This is a genomic window from Tumebacillus sp. BK434 (genome assembly GCF_004340785.1).
In the GTDB taxonomy this organism is placed as follows: domain Bacteria; phylum Bacillota; class Bacilli; order Tumebacillales; family Tumebacillaceae; genus Tumebacillus_A.
In genome coordinates this window covers 265359-285703 of sequence record NZ_SLXS01000001.1, presented here as the reverse complement: position 1 = coordinate 285703, position 20345 = coordinate 265359, and the positions used below count along the sequence as shown (strand labels likewise).

The following is a 20345-nucleotide window of genomic DNA, read 5'->3' as shown; positions in this document are numbered from 1 at the left end:
TAGCGGCAACTTCCCTCCACTAAATTTGAATCTATTAAATAGAAATGTAATTGAAAATACTACTCTGCCAGTACGAAAGAAAAGCACCCTGTTCGGGTGCTTTTCCATTCCTGTGCTCAGCGACTGAGCTTGATGCTTTGCAGATGCTGTTTCAAAATGCCGGCAAGCTCTTGCACATGCGGCGCCTGGAGCAGCGTGAAGTGGTTGCCGCCGATGCGGTGGACTTCCACTTCTTCCGCCAGCTCCGTCCAGCCGTACGCGTCCGACTCGGCGTTTTCTGCCTGAATCAGCAGCACGCGCTCCGCACGGTGCAGAGCGGCGTAGCGGTTGAAAGCTGTGTAATTGCTGCGGAAAACGTTGAGCAGCCGCTGCAAGTCCTCAAGTCCGAGGTCGGAGCCGAACACCTGATGCTCCCGCGCCAGTGCGAGCAAGGCGGCCAGCGCATCCTCGCGCAGCGACAGTTCCGCATGGGCCAGTTCTTCCAGCTGGTGTCCGTGCTGCCCCGCCAGGTCACGGGCGAAGGCGAGCAGCAACTCTTGGTCGTCCATCTCGCGCTGGTAGTCGGCGAGCGGCGCTCTGGCATCGATCAAGACGAGCAGTTCCACCTCTTCGCCCAGCGCACGCAGTTGCCCCGCCATCGCAAACACGATGGAGCCGCCAAGCGACCAGCCGCCGAGACGGTACGGTCCACTCTGCTGCACGGTGCGGATCGCCGCGACGTACTCCGCCGCGATCTCCTCCATCACCACAAGCGGTGCGCGGTGGTCCTCCAGCCCCCGAGCCTGCAAGCCGTAGACTGGCTGGTCAGAGCCCAGTTCGCGGGCGAGGTCGAGGTAGGCAAACACGCTGCCGCCGACCGGATGAACGAGGAACAGCGGCGTCTCCGCTGTGCCCGGCAGACCCGACTGGATCGTGACGAGAGGTGTTGCGGGTAGCGCTTGCCCGCCTTGACGCAACTGGGCAGCGAGGCGGCGGACCGTCCCGGCGCGGAAGAGGACCGACAACGGGAGCTTCTGCCCGAAGCGCTTTTCGATCTGCGCGATCAGGCGCACGGCGAGCAGCGAATGTCCGCCGACTTTGAAGAAGTCGTCGGTGACGCCAAGCGCATGATGCCCGAGCATTTCCCTCCACAGCTGCAGCAGTTCCAGCTCGATGCGGTCCTGCGGCGCTGCGAATGCCGTTTCGCGCGCAAAGTCGAGGGCACGGGCGGCCAATGCTTTGCGGTCGACTTTGCCGTTCGGATTGAGCGGCAGTTCATCCAGCACGACGAAGGCGGTCGGGATCATGTAGTCCGGCAAGGTCTGCTGGAGGAAGCCGGACAGGTCGGGCGAGGTGAGCACCGTATCCGGTTCTGCCGTCACGTAGGCGGCGAGCAGTTTGCCCCCGGCCTCCGTGCGCACGACGACCACCGCATCGCGGACGGACGGATGCTGCGCGAGCGCCGCTTCAACTTCTCCGATCTCCACACGGAAGCCGCGGATTTTCACCTGATTGTCGATCCGGCCGATGAACTCCAGCTCCCCGTTTGACATCCAGCGCACCGCGTCGCCTGTGCGGTACAGCTTCCCTTCGCCAAACGGATTCGGCACAAATTTCTCGGCGGTCAGCTCCGGACGGTTCAAGTAGCCGAGCGCGAGGCCGTCGCCGCCCGTGTACAGCTCGCCCGGCACGCCGACCGGCACCGGCTGCAGCTTGGCATCGAGCACATAGACGGTGGTGTTCGCGACCGGTCGGCCGATCGGAACGGTCTGGTTGATCGCCTCGGCCGTCACTTTGTGACAGGTGGTGAACGTCGTGTTTTCGGTCGGCCCATAGGCGTTGAACAAGCTGCCGTCAAAATGCTGCAGCGCCTTTTGCGCGTGCGGCACCGACAGCACGTCACCGCCGGTGAGCACTTGGCGGACGCCTTGGAACCCATCCGGATGGTGCTCGACCATACTGTGGAACAGGCCGGTGGTGATCCACAAGGTCGTCACGCCGTACGTTTGAATCGCGTCCCCGAGGTCGGCCAGCGTTGCTTGCTGCGGCGGGAAGATCGCCAACCGCCCGCCGTTGAGCAGCGCGCCCCAGATCTCCAGTACCGACACGTCGAAAGCGATCGGCGCGAACTGGAGGAACACATCATCACGGGTGTAGTCGGTGTAATCAACCTCACGCACGAGGCGCACGATCCCGCGGTGCGGCACCACGACGCCTTTGGGTCGGCCGGTCGAGCCGGAGGTGTACATGACGTAGGCCGCATCGTCCTTGCCGACCGCCAACTGCAGGTTGGCGCTGCTCTCTTCGGCGACCGTCAGATCGCTGTCGACAATGAGAACGGTAGCGCTGTGCTGCGGCAGGCGGTCAGCCAGATGCGCTTGGGTCAGCAGCACGCCGACTTGCGTGTCTTCGAACATGTAGCTCAGCCGGTCGTGCGGATAGGTCACGTCAAACGGCACAAACGCAGCCCCAGCCTTGAGGATGGCGACCATGGCGACGATCATCTCAATCGAGCGCTCGATCGAGATCCCGACCAGCCCGCCCCGTGCCACGCCGAGCTGCTGCAGGCGGCGGGCCAGACGGTTGGCCGCTTCATTCAGCTCGCGGTAGGACACGGTCGTCCGTTCAAACAGCAGCGCGACCGCGTCCGGCGTCGTCGCGGCAAAATGTTCGACCAGCTCATGCACGGTCGACTCGCGCGGGTACTCGGTCGCCGTCTCGTTCCATTCGAGGAGCACCTGGCGGGCTTCCGCTGCGGTCAGCAGCGGCAGCGTGCCGACCGGCTGCTCTGGGTCGGCGATCATGCCTTCGAGCAGCGTGAGCATATGTCCGCTCATCCGCGCCATCGCCGCCTCGTCCCAGAGGTCGGCGTTGTATTCGAAGGCGGCGTAGAGCACATCTTCCGTTTCGTACATCATCAGAGACATGTCGAATTTGGCGGTGCCGCTTTCCAGCGGCAGGCCGCTCAGCATCAGTCCCGAGACTGCTTGCACCGTGTCCGGCGTGTGGTTCAAGGCGAACATCGCCTGGAACAGCGGGGTGCGCCCGCTGTCACGCTCCGGCTGCAGTTCGGCGACGAGCATTTCGAACGGCACGTCCTGGTTGGCATACGCATCCAGCGTGGTCCGTTTCACCCGCTGCAGCAGTTCGGCAAAGCCGGGGCTGCCCGACAGATCGGTGCGCAAGACCAGCGTGTTGACGAAAAAGCCGATCAAGCCTTCGATCTCCTGACGGTTGCGCCCGGCGATCGGCGAGCCGACCAGCAGGTCGCTCTGCCCGGTATAGCGGGCGAGCAAAGTCTGAAAGGCAGCCAGCAGTGTCATGTACAGCGTCGTCCCCTGCTCTTGGCTCAGCTGGCGGACGGCGGCGGTCAGCGGCGCGGAAAGCGCAAACGCGTATTTGGCGCCGCTGCCGGTGGCAGCCGCCGGACGCGGGTGGTCGGTCGGCAGTTCCAAGATCGGAAGTTCGCCGCCGAGCTGCTGTTTCCAGTAGTCGAGCTGTTTCGCCATCGCTTCGCCTTGGAAGCGTTGGCGCTGCCAGCGGGAGTAACCGGTGTATTGCACAGGCAGCGGTGCAAGCGGCGACGGTGCGCCCTGCTGCAGGGCATCGTACAGCGCGATCAGTTCGCGCAGGAAGACGCGCATCGACCAGCCGTCGGAGATGATATGGTGCATCAGCAGAAGCAGCAGATGCTCCGTGTCGCTCAGCTTGTACACGTGCAGGCGCACAAGCGGGCCGGCCGCCAGATCGAACGGGCGCCGGGATTCGGCCTGTGCGGACTGCAAAGCTTGGGCCTCCCCGTTTGCCAGCCCTTGCAGGTCGGTGACCACAAGCGGCAGCGTAAGTTCGGCCAGCACCTGCTGGAACGGCTCGCCGTCCCGCGCCGGGAAGACGGTGCGCAAGGACTCGTGGCGTTCGGTCAACAGGGCCAGGCTCTGCTCCAGCACATGAAGATCAAGCAGACCTTCCAAGCGCACAAGGTTGGCGATGTTATAGGCGGCCGACCCCGGCTCCCACTGGTCGAGGAACCAGAGGCGCTGTTGGGAAAATGACAGCGGTGCTGCGCCCGTTGCACCTGCGGCGAACGCCGTCAGCTCCGGCTCGATTGCGACGCCCGGCCCCATTTTTTCCAACCGCTCGGCCAAGCGTTCGATCGTCGGCGCTTCAAACAGCGTGCGCAGCGGCAGTTCGACGCGGAACATCTCGCGGACGCGGGACGCCAACTGCGTCGCCAACAGTGAGTGGCCGCCGATCTCAAAGAAATTGTCATGGCGCGAGATCTCCTCACGGCCGAGCAATTCCTGCCAGAGCGTGGCCAGCGTTTGTTCCGTCCCGCTCTGCGGCGGCTGGAAGTCACGCCCTGCGCCCCCCATGACGTCCGGCTCCGGCAAGGCGCGGCGGTCGACTTTGCCGCTGGCGTTGAGCGGCAGGGCGTCGAGTCTGTGGAAGACAGCAGGCACCATGTAGTCGGGCAGGGACTGCCGGAGGGCGGCGCGCAGTTCCTGCGCAGAGACCGCTCCGCCTCCCGCCGCCACATAATAGGCGGCGAGGCGCTTCTGACCGAGATGGTCGGTGTGCGGCACCACGACCGCTTTTTCCACCATTGGATCGCGCATCAGCGCGGTTTCGATCTCGCCGGTTTCGATGCGGAAGCCGCGGATCTTCACCTGATCGTCGAGTCGGCCAAGCGATTCGATGCGCCCGTCCGGGAGCCAGCGCGCCCGATCGCCCGTGCGGTACAGCCGCTCGTCCGGGTCGATGTGGTACGGATGGGGCAGGAACGCCTGCTCCGTCAAGTCCGGGCGGTTGAGATAACCGCGCGCCACCCCCGGTCCGCCGAGGTAGAGCTCGCCCGGAACGCCGATCGGCACCGGCCGCAGCGAGCGGTCGAGGATGTACACGCTGGCGTTGGGAATCGGACGTCCGATGTCGGGTGCGCGGGACGTGTCCGGGTTGACGGAGACGGTCGCTTCGATCGTCGCTTCCGTCGGGCCGTACGCGTTGATAAACGTGTGCCCGGCCCCGATCCAGCGTGCTGCCAGTTCGGCCGGGCACACTTCCCCGGCTGAGACGACAGTAAGCAGGGACGGCAGGTCGTGTTCGGGCAGCAAGGCAAGGACGGCTGGAGTCAGCGTCACGTCGGTGATCTCCCGCTCGCGGATCAGCTCCGCGAGCCCGTCACCCGGCATCAGTTGGTCTTGAGTCGCCAGCACCAGCGTCGCGCCGGACGTCAGCGCCGTGAAGATCTCCATGACCGACGCGTCAAACGAGGCGGAAGCGAATTGCAGCATGCGGCGGCCGGTGCCGATCTGCAGCAGTTCGCGATGCTGGTCGACCGCATTGCACGCTCCGTAATGCTCGATCAGCACGCCTTTCGGACGGCCTGTAGAGCCGGAGGTGTAGATGACATACGCGAGCGTTGCAGGCGGCAAGTCGAGATCCAGATTCTCGCCACACTCCACGGCGATGCTCTCCCACGCCGCGTCGACAGCGATCGCTTCCGCACGGTGTGCCGGCAGGGCATCCAGCAAGTGCGCTTGGGTCAGGAGCACAGCGGCTCCCGAATCTTCCAGCATGTAGGCGATGCGCTCCGCCGGAACGGACGGATCGATCGGGACGTATGCCCCGCCCGCCTTTTGCACCGCGAGGATCGCAACGATCAGCTCCACGGAGCGCTCCATCAAAATGGCGATCAACTGCTCCTGCTCTACGCCCTGCCTGACCAGCCGGTGTGCCAACTGGTTGGCTTTTTCGTTCAGTTCGCAGTAGGTCAAGGTCTGTTCGTTGAACAGCACGGCCGGCTCATCGGGGGTGCGTGCCGCCTGCGCTTCGAACAGCGTGTGCAGGCAGGTGTCGTCCGGGAACGCTGCGACCGCTCCGCTCCACTCGTCGAGGATCAAGCGCTCTTCCTCCGAGGTCAGCAATGGCAGATCGGCGAGCAAGGCGTCCGGGTTCTGTGCGGCAAAGCTGAGCAGTTGACCGAAGTGCAGCGCCATGCGCTCGATCGTCGCTCTGTCAAACAGATCGGTGCGGAACTCAAAGCTGCCGGTCAGCCCCTGCCCGCTCTCCTGCATCGACAGCGTCAGGTCAAACTTGGCCGCCGTGCGGGCGGAAGGCAGCGGAGCCACGGTGAGGCCGGACTGCCCGCTCTCAGCACCGGGCGCATTTTGCAACAGGAACGTGACTTGGAACAAGGGGCTGCGGCTCAGGTCGCGTTCGATGCCGAGCTCGTCGATCAACATCTCCAGCGGCAGGTCCTGATGGGCAAACGCGCCAAGCGCAGCACCCCGCACCCGCTGCAACAGGCTGCGGAAACTCGGATTGCCCGACAGGTCGGTGCGCATAGCCAGCGTGTTGACGAAAAAGCCGATCAACGGCTCCGTCTCCACCCGGTTGCGCCCGGCGACCGGTGCACCAAGCACGAGCTCTTCCTGCCCGCTGTAGCGGGACAGCAACGTGGTGAACGCGGCGAGCAGGGTCATGTACAGCGTCGCGCCTTCCTGCTGCGCCAAGGCATGCAGCGCTTCCTGCAGTGCGCTTGGCAGCGAAAAGCGAACCACATCTCCGGCAAAGTTTTGCACCGCCGGACGCGGACGGTCTGTCGGCAGCTCCAGCACGGGAATCTCGCCTGCGAACTGCTCTTTCCAATAAGCGAGCAATTCGGCCCGCTTGGCGCCTTGCAGCTGTTCCCGCTGCCAGACCGCGTAGTCGGCGTATTGAATCGCCAACTCGCCGAGCGGCGACGGGAACTCCTGCCGCAAAGCGGTGTAGATCGCCATCAGCTCTCCCGCGAATACGCCGAGCGACCAGCCATCCGAGATGATGTGGTGCATGGTGATCAGCAGTACGTGCTCTTCTGCGCCACATTTGAGCAGGGTGGTGCGCAGCAAGGCATCACAGGTGAGGTCGAACGGCGTGTTCAGCTCTCGGGCGGCCCAGTCGCTGATCACCGCGTCCCGCTCTTCTGCCGAAACCTGCTGCAGATCCACGATCGGCAACACGTGGCTGCGCGTCGGTGCGATCACCTGCACCGCCTGTCCGTCCCGTGTCTGGAAATTGGTGCGCAGCGCTTCGTGGCGGGAAACGATCTCCCGCAGCGCCCGCTCCAGCACCGGAACGTCCAGCGGGCCGCCGATCTGCATCGCTTGCGGCAGGTTGTAGGCCACACTGCCCGGATCGAGCTGGTCGAGGAACCAGAGGCGCTGCTGGGCAAACGACAGCGGGAGCACCGTTCCTTCGGCACGCGGGATGGGCAGGATCGGCTGCGGGGTTGCGCGAGATGCTTCGTCACTACCGCGCCGCTTCCGCTCGATCGGCGCGTCGCCCGGTGCGACTGCGTCCGGCGCTTGCTGCATCCGCTGTTCAATCTCTTCCGCCAAAGCCGCGACGGTCGGACGTTCGAAAGTGCTTACGAGCGGCAGTTCCACACCGAGCGCCAGACGAACGCGGGAGACGAGCTGGGTGGCGATCAGCGAGTGCCCGCCGAGGCTGAAGAAGTTGTCTGTCACGCCGACGTTTTCCAGCTTCAGCACTTCGCAGTAGATCGCGGCCAGTGTTTCTTCGAGCGGCGTGCGCGTGGCCACTCTGGTGCCTGCCGTGCCTCGCGTCCGTTCCGGCTTCGGCAGCGCTTTGCGGTCGACTTTGCCGTTGGCGAGGCGCGGCAGTTCGTCGAGGAACAGGAAGACGCCAGGCACCATCGCCGCCAGCAGGTGGCGTTCGAGATAGGCGCGCAGGTCCTCGGGGGTCGCGTCTGCCCCCGCTTGCAACACGCAGTAGGCGGCGAGCTGCGTCTGGCCGCTGTCGTCTTTACAGTCGATCACCGCGCAGGCGTCGACCGCCGGGTGCTGCAAAAGCGTCGCCGCCACTTCGTGCAATTGAATCCGCACGCCGCGCACTTTGACCTGATCGTCGGCGCGGCCGAGAATTTCCAAGCTGCCGTCCGGGCGGTAGCGCCCTTTGTCGCCGGTGAAATACAGCTTGTCGGCCAGGTCGTGCGGGCGGAACGGGTTCGGCGCAAACTTCTCGTTTTCCTCGGGCGCATTCACATAGCCGAGCGTGCGGTACGGCGTGCGCAGGACGATCTCGCCTCCTTCGCCGATCCCGGCGAGCTGCCCGGCTGCGTTCAGGACGAGCGCCTGGGTCTGCGGGAACGGCCGACCGGCCGGCTGGATGCCTGCGCCCGGCGTTTCCGGCACGACATAATAGCATTTGACCATCGTCGTCTCGGTCGGCCCGTAGAGGTTGATGATGTCGCCGAGCTCCGGGAACGCGCCGCGCAGACGGCCAACCAGTGCTGCAGACAATGGCTCGCCCGCGAGGAACAGGTGGCGCAGCGAGCTCAAAGTGATCCCTGCAGGCGGATCGGACGCCCACGCTTGAGCGACAGATGGCACGGTGTGCACCAAGGTGATCTGCTCACGCTCCAGCCACGGCAGGACCACATCGCCGCCGAGATGATCGGCCGCCCCCGGCAGACAGAGTACAGCTCCGCTGGTCAGCGGCAGGAACACGTCGCGCAACACCGCATCGAACGACAGGTGGATCAGTTGCGCCACCCGGTCATCCGGCCCGATCTGGAACGTGCTGCGCTGCCAGTCGAGGAAGTGGTTGAGCCCTTTGTGTGTGCCCAGCACACCTTTTGGCAGCCCGGTCGTGCCCGAAGTGAAGAAAATGTAGGCCGGGTCGTCCGGCGAAAGCTCAGGGAGCGCAGTCAGGACGGACGCCGTCGGGTGCGGGATCCGCCCGGTGTGTGGGTCGAGCTGCAGGATGTCGAAGCTCTGAAACTGTGCTTGCCAGTCTTCCGTCATCCGCTCTTCCGTAACAAGGAGCAGGCGCTGTGCGCCGGACTGCTCGACCATCACCTTCTGCCGGTTCAGCGGCAAGTGCATGTCGACCGGCACCATCACGCCGCCGCTAAACAGCACGCCGAGCAGCGCGGCCACCAATCCGTACTGGCGCGTCCCGGCCACGGCGACCGCATCGCCTTGCTGGACGCCGCTCGCCACCAGTTCGCGGGCGATCTCGTGCGCCCGCTCGTGCAAGTCGGCATAGGACCAGCGCCGCTCCCCTTGCGACACCGCCGTCCGCTCCGGCGTGTCGGACGCCCATTTTACAAACAGCTCGCGGACAGACGGATAGACCGGGCTGTCCAGCGCTGCTGCCGGGTCGGGCAGCAGCGCATGATCGCGGGCGGTGAGCAGCGTGTACGCGTCGAGCCTGCGGTCCGCATCGGCCAGCACTTGACGCAGCAGGCCTTCCAGCTGCGCCATGAACACCTGCATGCGCTGCGGCGCGAACAGGTCGGCTTGGTAGACGAGGTTCAGCAGCAGCTCTTCGCCCTGCTCGGCGATGTACAAGGTCATCAGGAATTTGGAAGCTCTCTCTTCCTCCGGCACCAGTTCGGAAATCACAAGCCCCGGCAGCGCCGCATCGCTGCCCGGCGTGTTCACGAAGTTGATCATCACGTCGAACACCGGGTTGCGGTTCAAATTCCGGTCCGGCTGGATCTCCTGCACGATTTTCTCAAACGGCACGTCTTGGTTGGCGTACGCTTCGAGCACCGTTTCGCGCACGCGGCCGAGCAGTTCGCGGAACGTCGGCGTGCCGGACAGATCGGTGCGCATGGCCAGCGTGTTCAGCAGGAGGCCGATCAAGCCTTCCGTCTCCACCTGCCCCCGATTGGCGAACGGCGTCCCCACGATGATGTCTTCCTGTCCGGTCAGACGGGAGAGCAGCGTTTGAAACACGGCGAGCAGCGTCATGTACGGCGTCGCCTGCTGCTGCAGCCCCAGCTCTTTCAAGCCATGGGTCAGATCGGACGGCAACAGCACGGAGCAGCTTGCACTTCGGCCCCCGCCTTGCCCTTCTTCCGCGCGGTCCATCGGCAGCTCCAGCACGGGCAGCTCGCCGCCGAGCTTGTTTTTCCAATAGGAGAGCTGGCGGGCGAGCGTTTCGCCTTGCAGCCACTCCCGCTGCCAGTCCGCATAGTCGGAAAACTGGATCGGGAGCTCGGCGAGCGGCGACGGCAGCCCTTGGGAAAATGCGCCGTAGATCGCCGTAAACTCGCGGATCAGCACACCGATCGACCAGCCGTCTGAGATGATGTGGTGCATGTTGACCAGCAGGGCGTGCTCCTCTGCGGCCAGCCGCACCAGGCTGACGCGAAGCAGCGGGCCTTGGCGGAGATCGAACGGACGGAGCGCATCTTCTTCCGCCAGACGGCGCAGCTGTTCCATGCGACCTTCCGACCCGGAGAGGTCAAGCGCTGCCACTTCCAGATCCAGCTCTGGCGCGACCACTTGCATCACCTGCTCCCCGACCACGGAGAATGTCGTGCGCAAGGTCTCGTGGCGGCAGACGATCTCTTGGACGCTGGCGATCACCGCCGCCCGGTCAAGCTCACCGCGCAACAACAGCGCGGTCGGCATGTTGTAGGCATTGCTGCCCGGCGTCAGTTGGTCGAGGAACCACAGCCTCTGCTGAGCGTACGACACCGCTCGCGCCGTCTCGCGTGCGCCTGTGGAGCGCAGCAGGGGCGGCGCGTTCTGGCCCAATCCCCTTTGCTGCTGAATCCCCTCCGCGAGCGCAGCGATCGTCGGCCGCTCAAACAGCAGACGCAGCGGCAGGTCGATCTGCAACCCGCGACGGATGCGGGCGATCAGTTGGGTCGCAAGCAGCGAATGGCCGCCCAAGGTGAAAAAGTGGTCGTAGATGCCGACTTGCTCCACTTTGAGCACTTCGGAAAAGTACCCGGCCAGCTGCTCTTCCAGCGCGTTGCGCGGGGCTGTGTATACTTCCGCTTCGGTGCCCGCACGCTCCGGCTTGGGCAGCGCCTTGCGGTTGACTTTGCCGTTGGCCAGGCGCGGCAAGGCGTCGAGGAACAGGTACGTGCCCGGCACCATCGCCGCCGGCAGATGCTGTTCCAGATGGGTGCGCAGTTCGACGGCGGACGCTTGCTGTCCCGGCTTCAACACGCTGTAGGCGGCGAGCGCGGTCTGGCCGCTTTCGTCCTGCCAATCGATCACCGCGCAGGCGTCGACCGCCGCATGGCGCAGCAGCGTGGCGGCGACTTCCTGGAGTTGGATGCGCACGCCGCGCACTTTGACCTGATCGTCCGTCCGCCCGAGGATCTCCAGCGCGCCGTCCGGGCGATAGCGCCCTTTGTCGCCGGTGAAGTACAGCCGGTCGAACGGGTCATGTTGCCGGAACGGGTTGGGTCGGAATGCTTGCTGCGCTTCCGGCGCGTTGATATAGCCGAGCGTCGCAAACGGCGTGCGCAGCACGATCTCGCCGCTTTCGCCGATGCCGGCGAGCTGCCCGTTCTCGCGCAGGACAAGCGCTTGCGTCTCCGGGAACGGCAGCCCGACCGGCTGGATGCCCGCCATCGGCCGCTCCGGCACGACATAGCTGCATTTGACCATCGTCGTTTCGGTCGGTCCGTACAGGTTGATGATGCGGCCGAGCTCCGGGAACGCGCCGCGCAGACGATCGACCAGCACGTCGGTCAGCGGTTCGCCGGCGAGGAACAGGTGGCGCAACGCGCGCAGGGTGATGCCGGCCGGATGATCGGCCGTCCACGCTTGCCCGACCGATGGGACGGTATGCAGAACGGTCACACGATTGCGCTCCAGCCACGGCAGAATCACGTCGCCGCCGAGGTCTGCCCCCGCATCGGGCAGGCACAGCGCCGCGCCGCTGGTCAGCGGCAAGAACACATCGCGCAGCACCGCATCGAACGACAGGTGGATCAATTGCGCCACCCGGTCGTCCGGGCCGATGTCGAACGTGTCGCGCTGCCAGGCGAGGAAATGGTTCAACCCTTTGTGGCTGCCGAGCACACCTTTCGGCACGCCGGTCGTCCCGGAGGTGAAGAAAATGTAGGCCGGGTCGTCCGGCGCCAGTTCCGGCAGCGGCGTTGCATCGGAGACGACAGACGCATGCGCGACGCCCGACTGCGGGTCGACCACCACGAGTTCCAGCGAGGAGAACATCGCCTGCCAGTCCTCTGTCATCGGCTCTGCACTGACAGAGAGCACGCGCTGTGCACCCGACTGCTCCACCATCACCCGTTGACGATCGGGCGGCAGCGCAAGGTCGACCGGCACCAGCACTCCGCCGCTGCACAGCACGCCAAGCATGGCGGCGACAAAACCATAGCTGCGCGTTCCCGCCACAGCCACCGCGTCACCGCGCCGGACGCCGTTTGCCACCAGCATGCGCGCCAGTTCGGTAGACCGCGCCTGCAGTTCGGCGTACGACCACACGCGATCCCCTTGCAGCACCGCCGTCTGCTCCGGCGCGTCTGCCGCCCATTTTGCAAACAGGTCGCGCACGAACGGATACGACGGCTCCCCGATCACAGCCCGAGGGTCGGGCAGCACGGCACGGGCGCTGTCTGTCAGCAGTGTGTACTCGGTGATGGCGAGATCGGCATTCACCAGCGCCTGCTCCAGCAAGGCTTGGAACTGTTCCAAAAACGCACCCATGCGCTCGGCGGAGAAGCGTTCTTTCTGGTACACGAAGCCCAAGGTGAGCTGCTCCTCCTGCTCGGAGATGTAGAAGGTCAGCTGAAACTTGGACGCCGGCTCATGGCCCGCTTCCAGCCCGGAGATCGTTAGTCCCGGCAGCTTCAGCTCGTCGAGCGATGCGTTGATGAAGTTGATCATCACATCAAACACCGGGTTGCGGTGCAGATTGCGCTCCGGCTGAATCTCTTCCACGATCTTCTCGAACGGCACTTCCTGGTATTCATAGCTCGCCAAAGTCGTGGCTCGCACCCGCTGCAGCAGTTCACGGAACGTCGGCGCGCCGGACAGGTCGGTGCGCAGGGCCAGCGTGTTCAACAGCAGTCCGATCATGCCTTCCGTCTCCGCCTTGCCGCGGTTGTCGACCGGCGTGCCGACGATGATGTCTTCCTGTCCCGACAGGCGGAACAGCAGCGTTTTGAAGACGGCGAGCAGAGCCATGAACGGCGTCGCGCCTTCTTCCCGACCCAATTTTTTCAGCGCGATGGTCATCTCTTGCGACAACAGCACCGTAGAGGTCGCGCTGTGGCCCGTGCCTGCGTCCGCCAGACGGTCGGCCGGTAGTTCCAGCGCAGGAAGCGGGCCGCCGAGCTTGGTTTTCCAATAGGCGAGTTGACGTTCGAGCGTCTCCCCCTGCATCCATTCGCGCTGCCAGAGCGCATAGTCGGCAAACTGCACGGGGCGCTCCGGCAGCGGTGAGGGCAGCCCTTGGGCAAACGCGCCGTAGAGCGCCACAAACTCTTCGATCAGGACGCGGAGCGACCCGCCGTCCGAAATGATGTGGTGCATGTTGATGAGCAGCGCGTGCTCCTGCTCCGCCAGACGGACCAGCGACACCCGCAGCAGCGGCCCGTGCGCCAAATCGAAAGGACGCAACGCCTCTTCGCCTGCGATGCGATGCAGTTCCGCCTCGCGGTCTTCACAGCCCGTGAGGTCGAGCAGCGGAATCTCAAGCTCCCACTCGGCGGCGATCTGCTGCACCGCTTGCATCATCTGCTCGTCGCGGACCTCGAAGGTGGTGCGCAGCGTTTCGTGGCGGCGGACGATCTCGTGAAAACTGCGTCTGACCGCTTCCACATCCAGCTCGCCGCGAAACAGCAACGCTGTCGGCAGATTGTAGGCATTGCTGCCCGGCGTCAACTGATCGAGGAACCAGATGCGCTGCTGGGAATAAGACAGCGGAATCTCGCCGTCCCGCTCCCGTTTGCGAAGCGGGGCCAGGCGGCTGTCGGCAAGAGTCGGGGTCTGTTGTTCCAGCCATTGCGCCAGCCCGGAGACGGTCGGGTGCTGGAACAGGATACTGACCGGAACCTCCGCCTGCAGTTCGGTTAACACTTTCGCCAGCAAGCGGGTGGCGAGCAGCGAATGCCCGCCCAGTTCGAAAAAGCTGTCTTGGACGCCGACGCGCCCGATGCCCAGCACCTGCTCATACAGCCCGGCCAGCTTTTCCTCGAGCGGAGTAGCCGGTGCCAAATACGCCGCTTGGTTGTCCGGCGTCGTCAGCTCCGGTGCAGGCAGGGCTTTGCGGTCCACTTTGCGCGAGGCGTTCATCGGCAGCGCATCCAAAAAGACGAAGAACAATGGCACCATGTACTCCGGCAGCGAGGCGGCCAGAAATGTTTTCAGCCCGGCCGACGAAACGTCCGCTCCTGCTTGGGCGACCACATAGGCGACGAGACGCTTGGCGCCTGCCGCATCTTCCCGCGCCAGCACTGCCGCATCCTGCACGTCCGGGTGTTGGCGCAGCATGCTTTCCACTTCGCCGAGCTCAACGCGGTAGCCGCGGATTTTGACCTGATCATCGGCGCGCCCCAGGAACTCCAAATTGCCGTCCGGGAGCCAGCGCGCCAAGTCGCCCGTCTTGTACAGACGGCCGAACGCGGTGGCGAGGAAGCGCTCCTCAGTCAAGTCGGGGCGGCCCGCATACCCACGCGCCACGCTCAGCCCGCCGATGTGCAGCTCGCCGGGAATGCCGATCCCCTGCAGATTCCCTTTGGCATCCAGCAGATAGATCTCCGCATTGTGGATCGGACGGCCGATCGGCGGTAGTGCTTCCGCTGCGCCTACCACCTCACAGGCGGTCACGACATGCGACTCGGTCGGCCCATAGTGATTGAACAAACGGCACCCGGGCAGCTTTTGCAACAGGTGTTGAATCAATGGCGTCATCTGCAGCTGATCGCCTGCCGTGTAGATCTCCTGCAGAAACAGCTCCGCTGCCGCATCGGCCGCAAACGCCTCGGCGAGTTGCTGGAAAGCGACAAACGGCAGGAACATCCGCTCCACCCGCTCCGCGCTCAACTGGCGCAGCAGACGGGCGGCATCGATCCGCACTTCGTTCTCGACCAGCACCAGCGTACCGCCCGTGCATAATGTGCTGAACAGTTCCTGGAACGACACGTCAAACGTGAGTGCCGCGTACTGCAGCGTGCGCTGTCCGGCCGCAAAAGCCCCGGCGCCGAGCTGCCACTGGATCAGGTTCGCCAGCGGGAGATGGTGCATCAAGACGCCTTTGGGCACACCCGTGGTGCCCGAGGTGTACAGCAGGTAGGCATCCGCTTCCAGCGAGACGCCGCTGTGCAGGTTGTCGAGCGGCAGTTCCGCCAGCGCTTCTTCGTCGAGGCAGAGCACCGTGACGTCATGCGCCGGGAGCGAGCCGAGCAGCGAACCTGTGGTGATCACCACCTCCGCTTCCGACTGGGTCAGCACATACGTCAGGCGCTCCTCGGGATGTGTCGGATCCAGCGGGACATAACAACCGCCCGCTTTCAGGACGGCGAGCACCGCCGCGACCTGCTCCGGCGAACGCTCCAAGCAGAGCGCCACGCGCACGCCAGGCGTCACGCCAAGCTCTGCCAGCCGATGCGCCAGACGGTTCGCCTGCTCGTTCAGTTCGCGGTAGGTCGTCTGCCCGTCGCGGAACCGCACCGCCACAGCATCCGGCGTTTGGGCGGCCTGACGCTCAAAACGCTGATGGACGCACAGCTCCTCCAATTCTTTCTCTTCGCCTCTGCTCCAGCTCATCAGTTGGGCACGGTCTGCCTCCGTGAGCAAAAGAATCTCACTCACCTTCTGCTCCGCATTCTCCACCGCGCCTACGATCATCCGTTCAAAATCACGCACCAGCCGCTCCGCTGAGGCGGTGGCAAAAAGATCGGTGCTGTATTCGAGCACCCCGCTCAGACCGTCTTCCGTCTCCTGCAGTTCGAGCAGCAGATCGAACTTTACCGCCGTCGTCTCATTGGGCATCACGGACAGTTCCACGCCCGGCAGCTCCACCGCGGCGGACGGCGCGTTGTGCAGCACCAGCATGCTCTGGAAGATCGGCGAGTGGCTCAGGTCGCGGGTCACGCGCAGCTCTTCGACCAGCCGCTCAAACGGTAAGTCTTGATGCGCATAGGCATCCACAGCCGTTTGCCGCACGCGGGCGAGCAGTTCGCGAAACGTCGGATCGCCCGACAGGTCGGTGCGCATCGCCAGCGTGTTGGTGAAGAAGCCGATCAGCCCTTCCACTTCGGCCAGCCTGCGCCCGGCGATCGGCGAGCCGACGATGATGTCCTCCTGCCCCGAATGGCGGAAGAGCAGCGCTTGAAAACCGGCCAGCAGGGTCATAAACAAAGTCGATCCCTCGACCTTGCCCAACTTCTTCAACCCTTCCGTCAGCCGTTTGGAGATCGCGACCGGCACCCCGGCTCCCGTATAGCTCTGCTGCGCAGGACGCGACCGGTCGGCCGCCAGCTGCAGCACCGGGAGCTCGCCGCCGAGCTGTTTCGTCCAATACGCAACCTGTTCCTCCAGGACGGCTCCTTGCAACCACGTTCTCTGCCAGGCGGCAAAATCGACATATTGGACGGCCAGCTCCGGCAGCGGCGAAGCTTCCCCTTGCAAAAACGCCCGATACAGCGCGGAAAGCTCAGCGGTGAACACACCCACCGACCAGCCATCCGAAATGATATGGTGCATCACCGCCACAAGCACATGCTCGCTCGGCGACAATTTCAGCAAGGTGGTGCGCAGCAGCCGATCACGGCTCAAGTCGAACGGACGCTCCGCTTCCAGCCTGATCTGCCTCTGCACCTCGCAGTCACGCAGCTCGGCCGGAAGGTCTGACAGGTCGATGATCGGAAACTCTGTCGTCACGTCCTCCAGAATCACTTGCACCGGTGCGTCGTCGAGGAGCTGGAACGTCGTGCGCAGCGCTTCGTGGCGGCGCACGATCTCCCGGAAGCTCGCCGCCAACACGGCCACATCGAGCGCGCCGCTGAACTTGACGGCCGCCGGGATGTTGTACGCCGCCCGGTTCGTCAGCAGCCGGTCGAGGAACCACAGCCGCTGCTGGCTGAACGAGAGCGGATGTGCCGCGCCGCGCGGCACGAGCGGAATCGTCGGGAGCGCGACCGCCACCGTCCCGGCCGGAAGCGCCTGTTCGTCTTCCCAGCGCCGGGCCAGGGCTTCCACCGTCGAAAGGCCGGCAAACAGCTCGCGCATCGGCAGTTCGACGCCGAGCTCCGTCCGTATTCGCGTCAAGAGCCGGGTCGCCAGCAGCGAGTGCCCGCCAAGATCGAAGAAGTCATCCAGCACGCCGACCTTTTCCACACCAAGCAGCGCGGCAAAGATCGCCGCGAGCTGCGCCTCGGTCTGCGTGCGCGGCGCCACATACGCCGCCTGACTGCCGACCCCAGCTTCCTCCGGGGCGGGCAAGGCGCGGCGATCCACTTTTTCGTTGGCGGTCAGCGGCATCGCCGCCAACAAGACGTAGGCAGACGGCAGCATGTGCTCCGGCAGGCGCGCTTTCAAAAACGCCCGCAGCTCTTGCTTGACCGCTTCGTCCTGTTCGGCTCTCGGCCCGCGCCAGACCACATAGGCGGTCAACCGCTTCTCGCCGGGCCGGTCTTCCCGCACCATCGCCAAAGCTTCCTGTACGTCAGAATGCTCGTGCAGACACGCTTCGATCTCTCCCGGCTCGATGCGGAACCCGCGCAGCTTCACCTGCTGGTCGCGCCGCCCGAGGAACTCCAGCGTTCCGTCCGCACGGCGGCGCGCCAAGTCGCCCGTCTTGTACAAGTACGCACCCGGCCCTTTGGCGAACGGATCTTCCACGAACCGCTCCACCGTCAGTTCCGGCAGCTGCCAATAGCCGAGCGCCACCCCGTCGCCGCCGGTCAAAAGCTGACCGGGCACCCCGATCGGAACGGGCTGCAGCTGCTCATTCAGCAGATAGACGGTCGTGTTCGCGATCGGCTTGCCGATCGGCACCCCTTGCCGCAAGTCGTCTGATTTCGTCACATCATGCGCGGTCGTGATCGTGGTGTTTTCGGTCGGGCCGTACACGTTGACCAGCCGACAGGACAGGCGCTCCAGCACTTTTTGGGCATGAGCGGCCGACATGACATCCCCGCCCGACACGAGCTGGCGCAGACCGCGGAGCGACTCCAGGCTGTGGTCGACCATCTGCGTGAACAGTCCACTCGTTAAAAACAGCGTGGTCACACCCTGCTCCTGCACCAGGCGGCCCAGCTCTTCCAGCGAGACCGGGTGCGGCGGGTAGACGACCAGCTTGCCTCCGTTGAGCAGGGCGCCCCAGATCTCGCCGGTCGAGCCGTCAAACGCGACCGGAGCCAGTTGGAGATGAACATCCTGCGGAGTGAACGACAAATACTCGGTGCCTTTCACCAGCCGCACGATGCCGCGATGAGGAACACAGACGCCTTTCGGTTGGCCGGTCGAGCCGGACGTGTACATCATGTACGCCATGAAGTCTGCCGTGACCGGCTCTTGCAGGTCGCTCGGGTCAAAAGCCGCCCAATCTTCTTCGTTCCCATCGACGGCCAGCACCGGCACTTCCTTCCCGGCCCACTCGATCCGGTCACCCAAATGAGTCTGGGTCAGCAAGACGGCCGCCTGCGCATCTTCCAGCATGTAGGCAAGGCGCTCCTGCGGATACGCCACATCGAGCGGCACATAGGCCGCACCCGCTTTTAACACCGCCAAGAACGACGCAAACAGTTCCAAAGAACGTTCCATATACACCGCGACCAATTGCCCTCCCGCGCCCAGCTGCAGCAGTTTGCGCGCCAGCCGGTTCGCCTGTTCGTTCAGCTCGCGGTAGGTGAGCGTCTCGCCTTCGAACGCCAGCGCCACCGCATTCGGGGTCAATGCCGCCTGACGTTCAAAGACTTGATGCACCGCCATGTCGCGCGGATAGTCGCTTGAGGTCTCGTTCCACCCGAAGAGCAACTGCTCCCGTTCCGCTGCGTCCAACAGCGGAAGCTCGCCGATGCGTCCGGCCGGATCTTCGGCGATCCCGGCCAGCAGGTTCAGAAAATGCTTCATCATCCGCTGAATCGTCGCCGCTTCAAATAGCTCGGTGCTGTACTCAAAATCAAGCGATAACTCAGACCCGCGCTCGACAAACAGCACGTTCAGGTCGAACATCGCAGCCGCAAACGGCTGATCCTCCGGCGTCCAGGTCAAGCCGGAAAGTTCGATCGACGCGTCAACCGTGCCGTGGACGGCGAACATCACTTGGAACAAGGGCGTCTGCGACACGCTGCGCTCGACGTGCAGTTCCTCGACCAGCTTTTCAAACGGCAGATCCTGATGGGCATACGCATCCAAACACGTTTGGCGCACCGCGTGCAGCAGCTCGTGAAAAGCAGGGTTGCCGCCCAGTTCGGCCCGCATCGTCAAAGTGTTGACGAACAGACCGATCAGCCCTTCGATCTCCCCGCGGTTGCGTCCTGCGACCGGCGTGCCGACCCGGATGTCCTCCTGCCCCGTGTAGCGGTGCAGAAACACCGAAAAGGCAGACAAGAGCAGCATAAACAGCGTGACGCCTTCGCGTTCGCACAGCGCCCGCAACGCGGTCGTCAACTCCGATGCAATCGGCTCAGAACAGATGGCGCCTTGATGCTTCGATACGGCCGGACGCGGTTTGTCCAAAGGCAGTTCCAACGGATCGGCAGGCGTCCCGAGCTGCTGTTTCCAATAGTCCAGTTGCTTGGCGAGCACGCGCTGCATCTGCTCCCGCTGCCAGACTGCATAGTCGGCATATTGCACCGGCAGTTCACCAAGCGGCGACGGACGACCTTGCGCAAACGCTTCGTACAATGCGGCCAGCTCACCTGTCGTCACCCCGAGCGACCAGCCGTCCGACACGATGTGATGATAAGTAAGCAGCACTTTGTGTTCCTGTTCATGGAGCCGCAGCACGGTGATGCGCAAGAGCGACCCCTGCGACAGATCGAACGGCTGCTCCGCTTCGGCCCGCGCCAGCCTCACGGTTTCCGCTTGCTGTTCAGCCGTTGACAGACAGGTCAAGTCGTGAATCCGGATCGCTGCGGTCACCTCGTCGGCGATGAGCTGGCACGGCTCGCCGTCGATCGTCGCAAACTTCGTCCGCAGCACCTCATGGCGGCGAAGCAGTTCGTTGACACTCAGTTCCAGCACTTCGACCTGGAAAGGTCCGTCGATGCGGATCATCCGCGGGATGTTGAACATCGGGGTGCCCGGAGTAAACTGCTCCAAGAACCACATGCGCTCCTGCGCAAATGATAGCGGAGCCGTCTGGCCGGACGGCCGTTTGGGAATTCCGGTGAATGTTTCGTTCGCCAGTTCCCCGCGAATCCGCTTGGCTAACAGCGCCCGCTTCTCCGGGGAAAGCGCTGACTTTTTGCTATGATCCATGATGTATCAGACCTCCTAAAGAGATTGTAACGACAAGTGAATTAGTGAATCTTATTTTCTAAACTAAACAACCATTACGACATCAAGGCACTGCTTCCCTTTATGAGATTTGAATATAATTAAACGACCTTAGCCCGGTTGAACATCGAGTTAAGG

Annotated in this window: 1 protein-coding gene; it reads right to left on the bottom strand. The window is 64.1% G+C overall.

Annotation, left to right across the window (positions count from 1 at the left end; all coding sequences use genetic code 11):
* Positions 1–116: 116 nt before the first annotated feature.
* The gene (locus EV586_RS01195) at positions 117–20189 is read right to left on the bottom strand and encodes a non-ribosomal peptide synthetase (protein WP_132943263.1); all 20073 of its coding nucleotides are present in this window, start codon (positions 20187–20189) and stop codon (positions 117–119) included.
* Between the last annotated feature and the right edge of the window lie 156 nt (positions 20190–20345).

Coding starts and splice junctions, on each gene's coding strand:
- EV586_RS01195 (WP_132943263.1), bottom strand. CDS start 20,189: ATGGATCATAGCAAAAAGTCAGCGCTTTCCCCGGAGAAGCGGGCGCTG.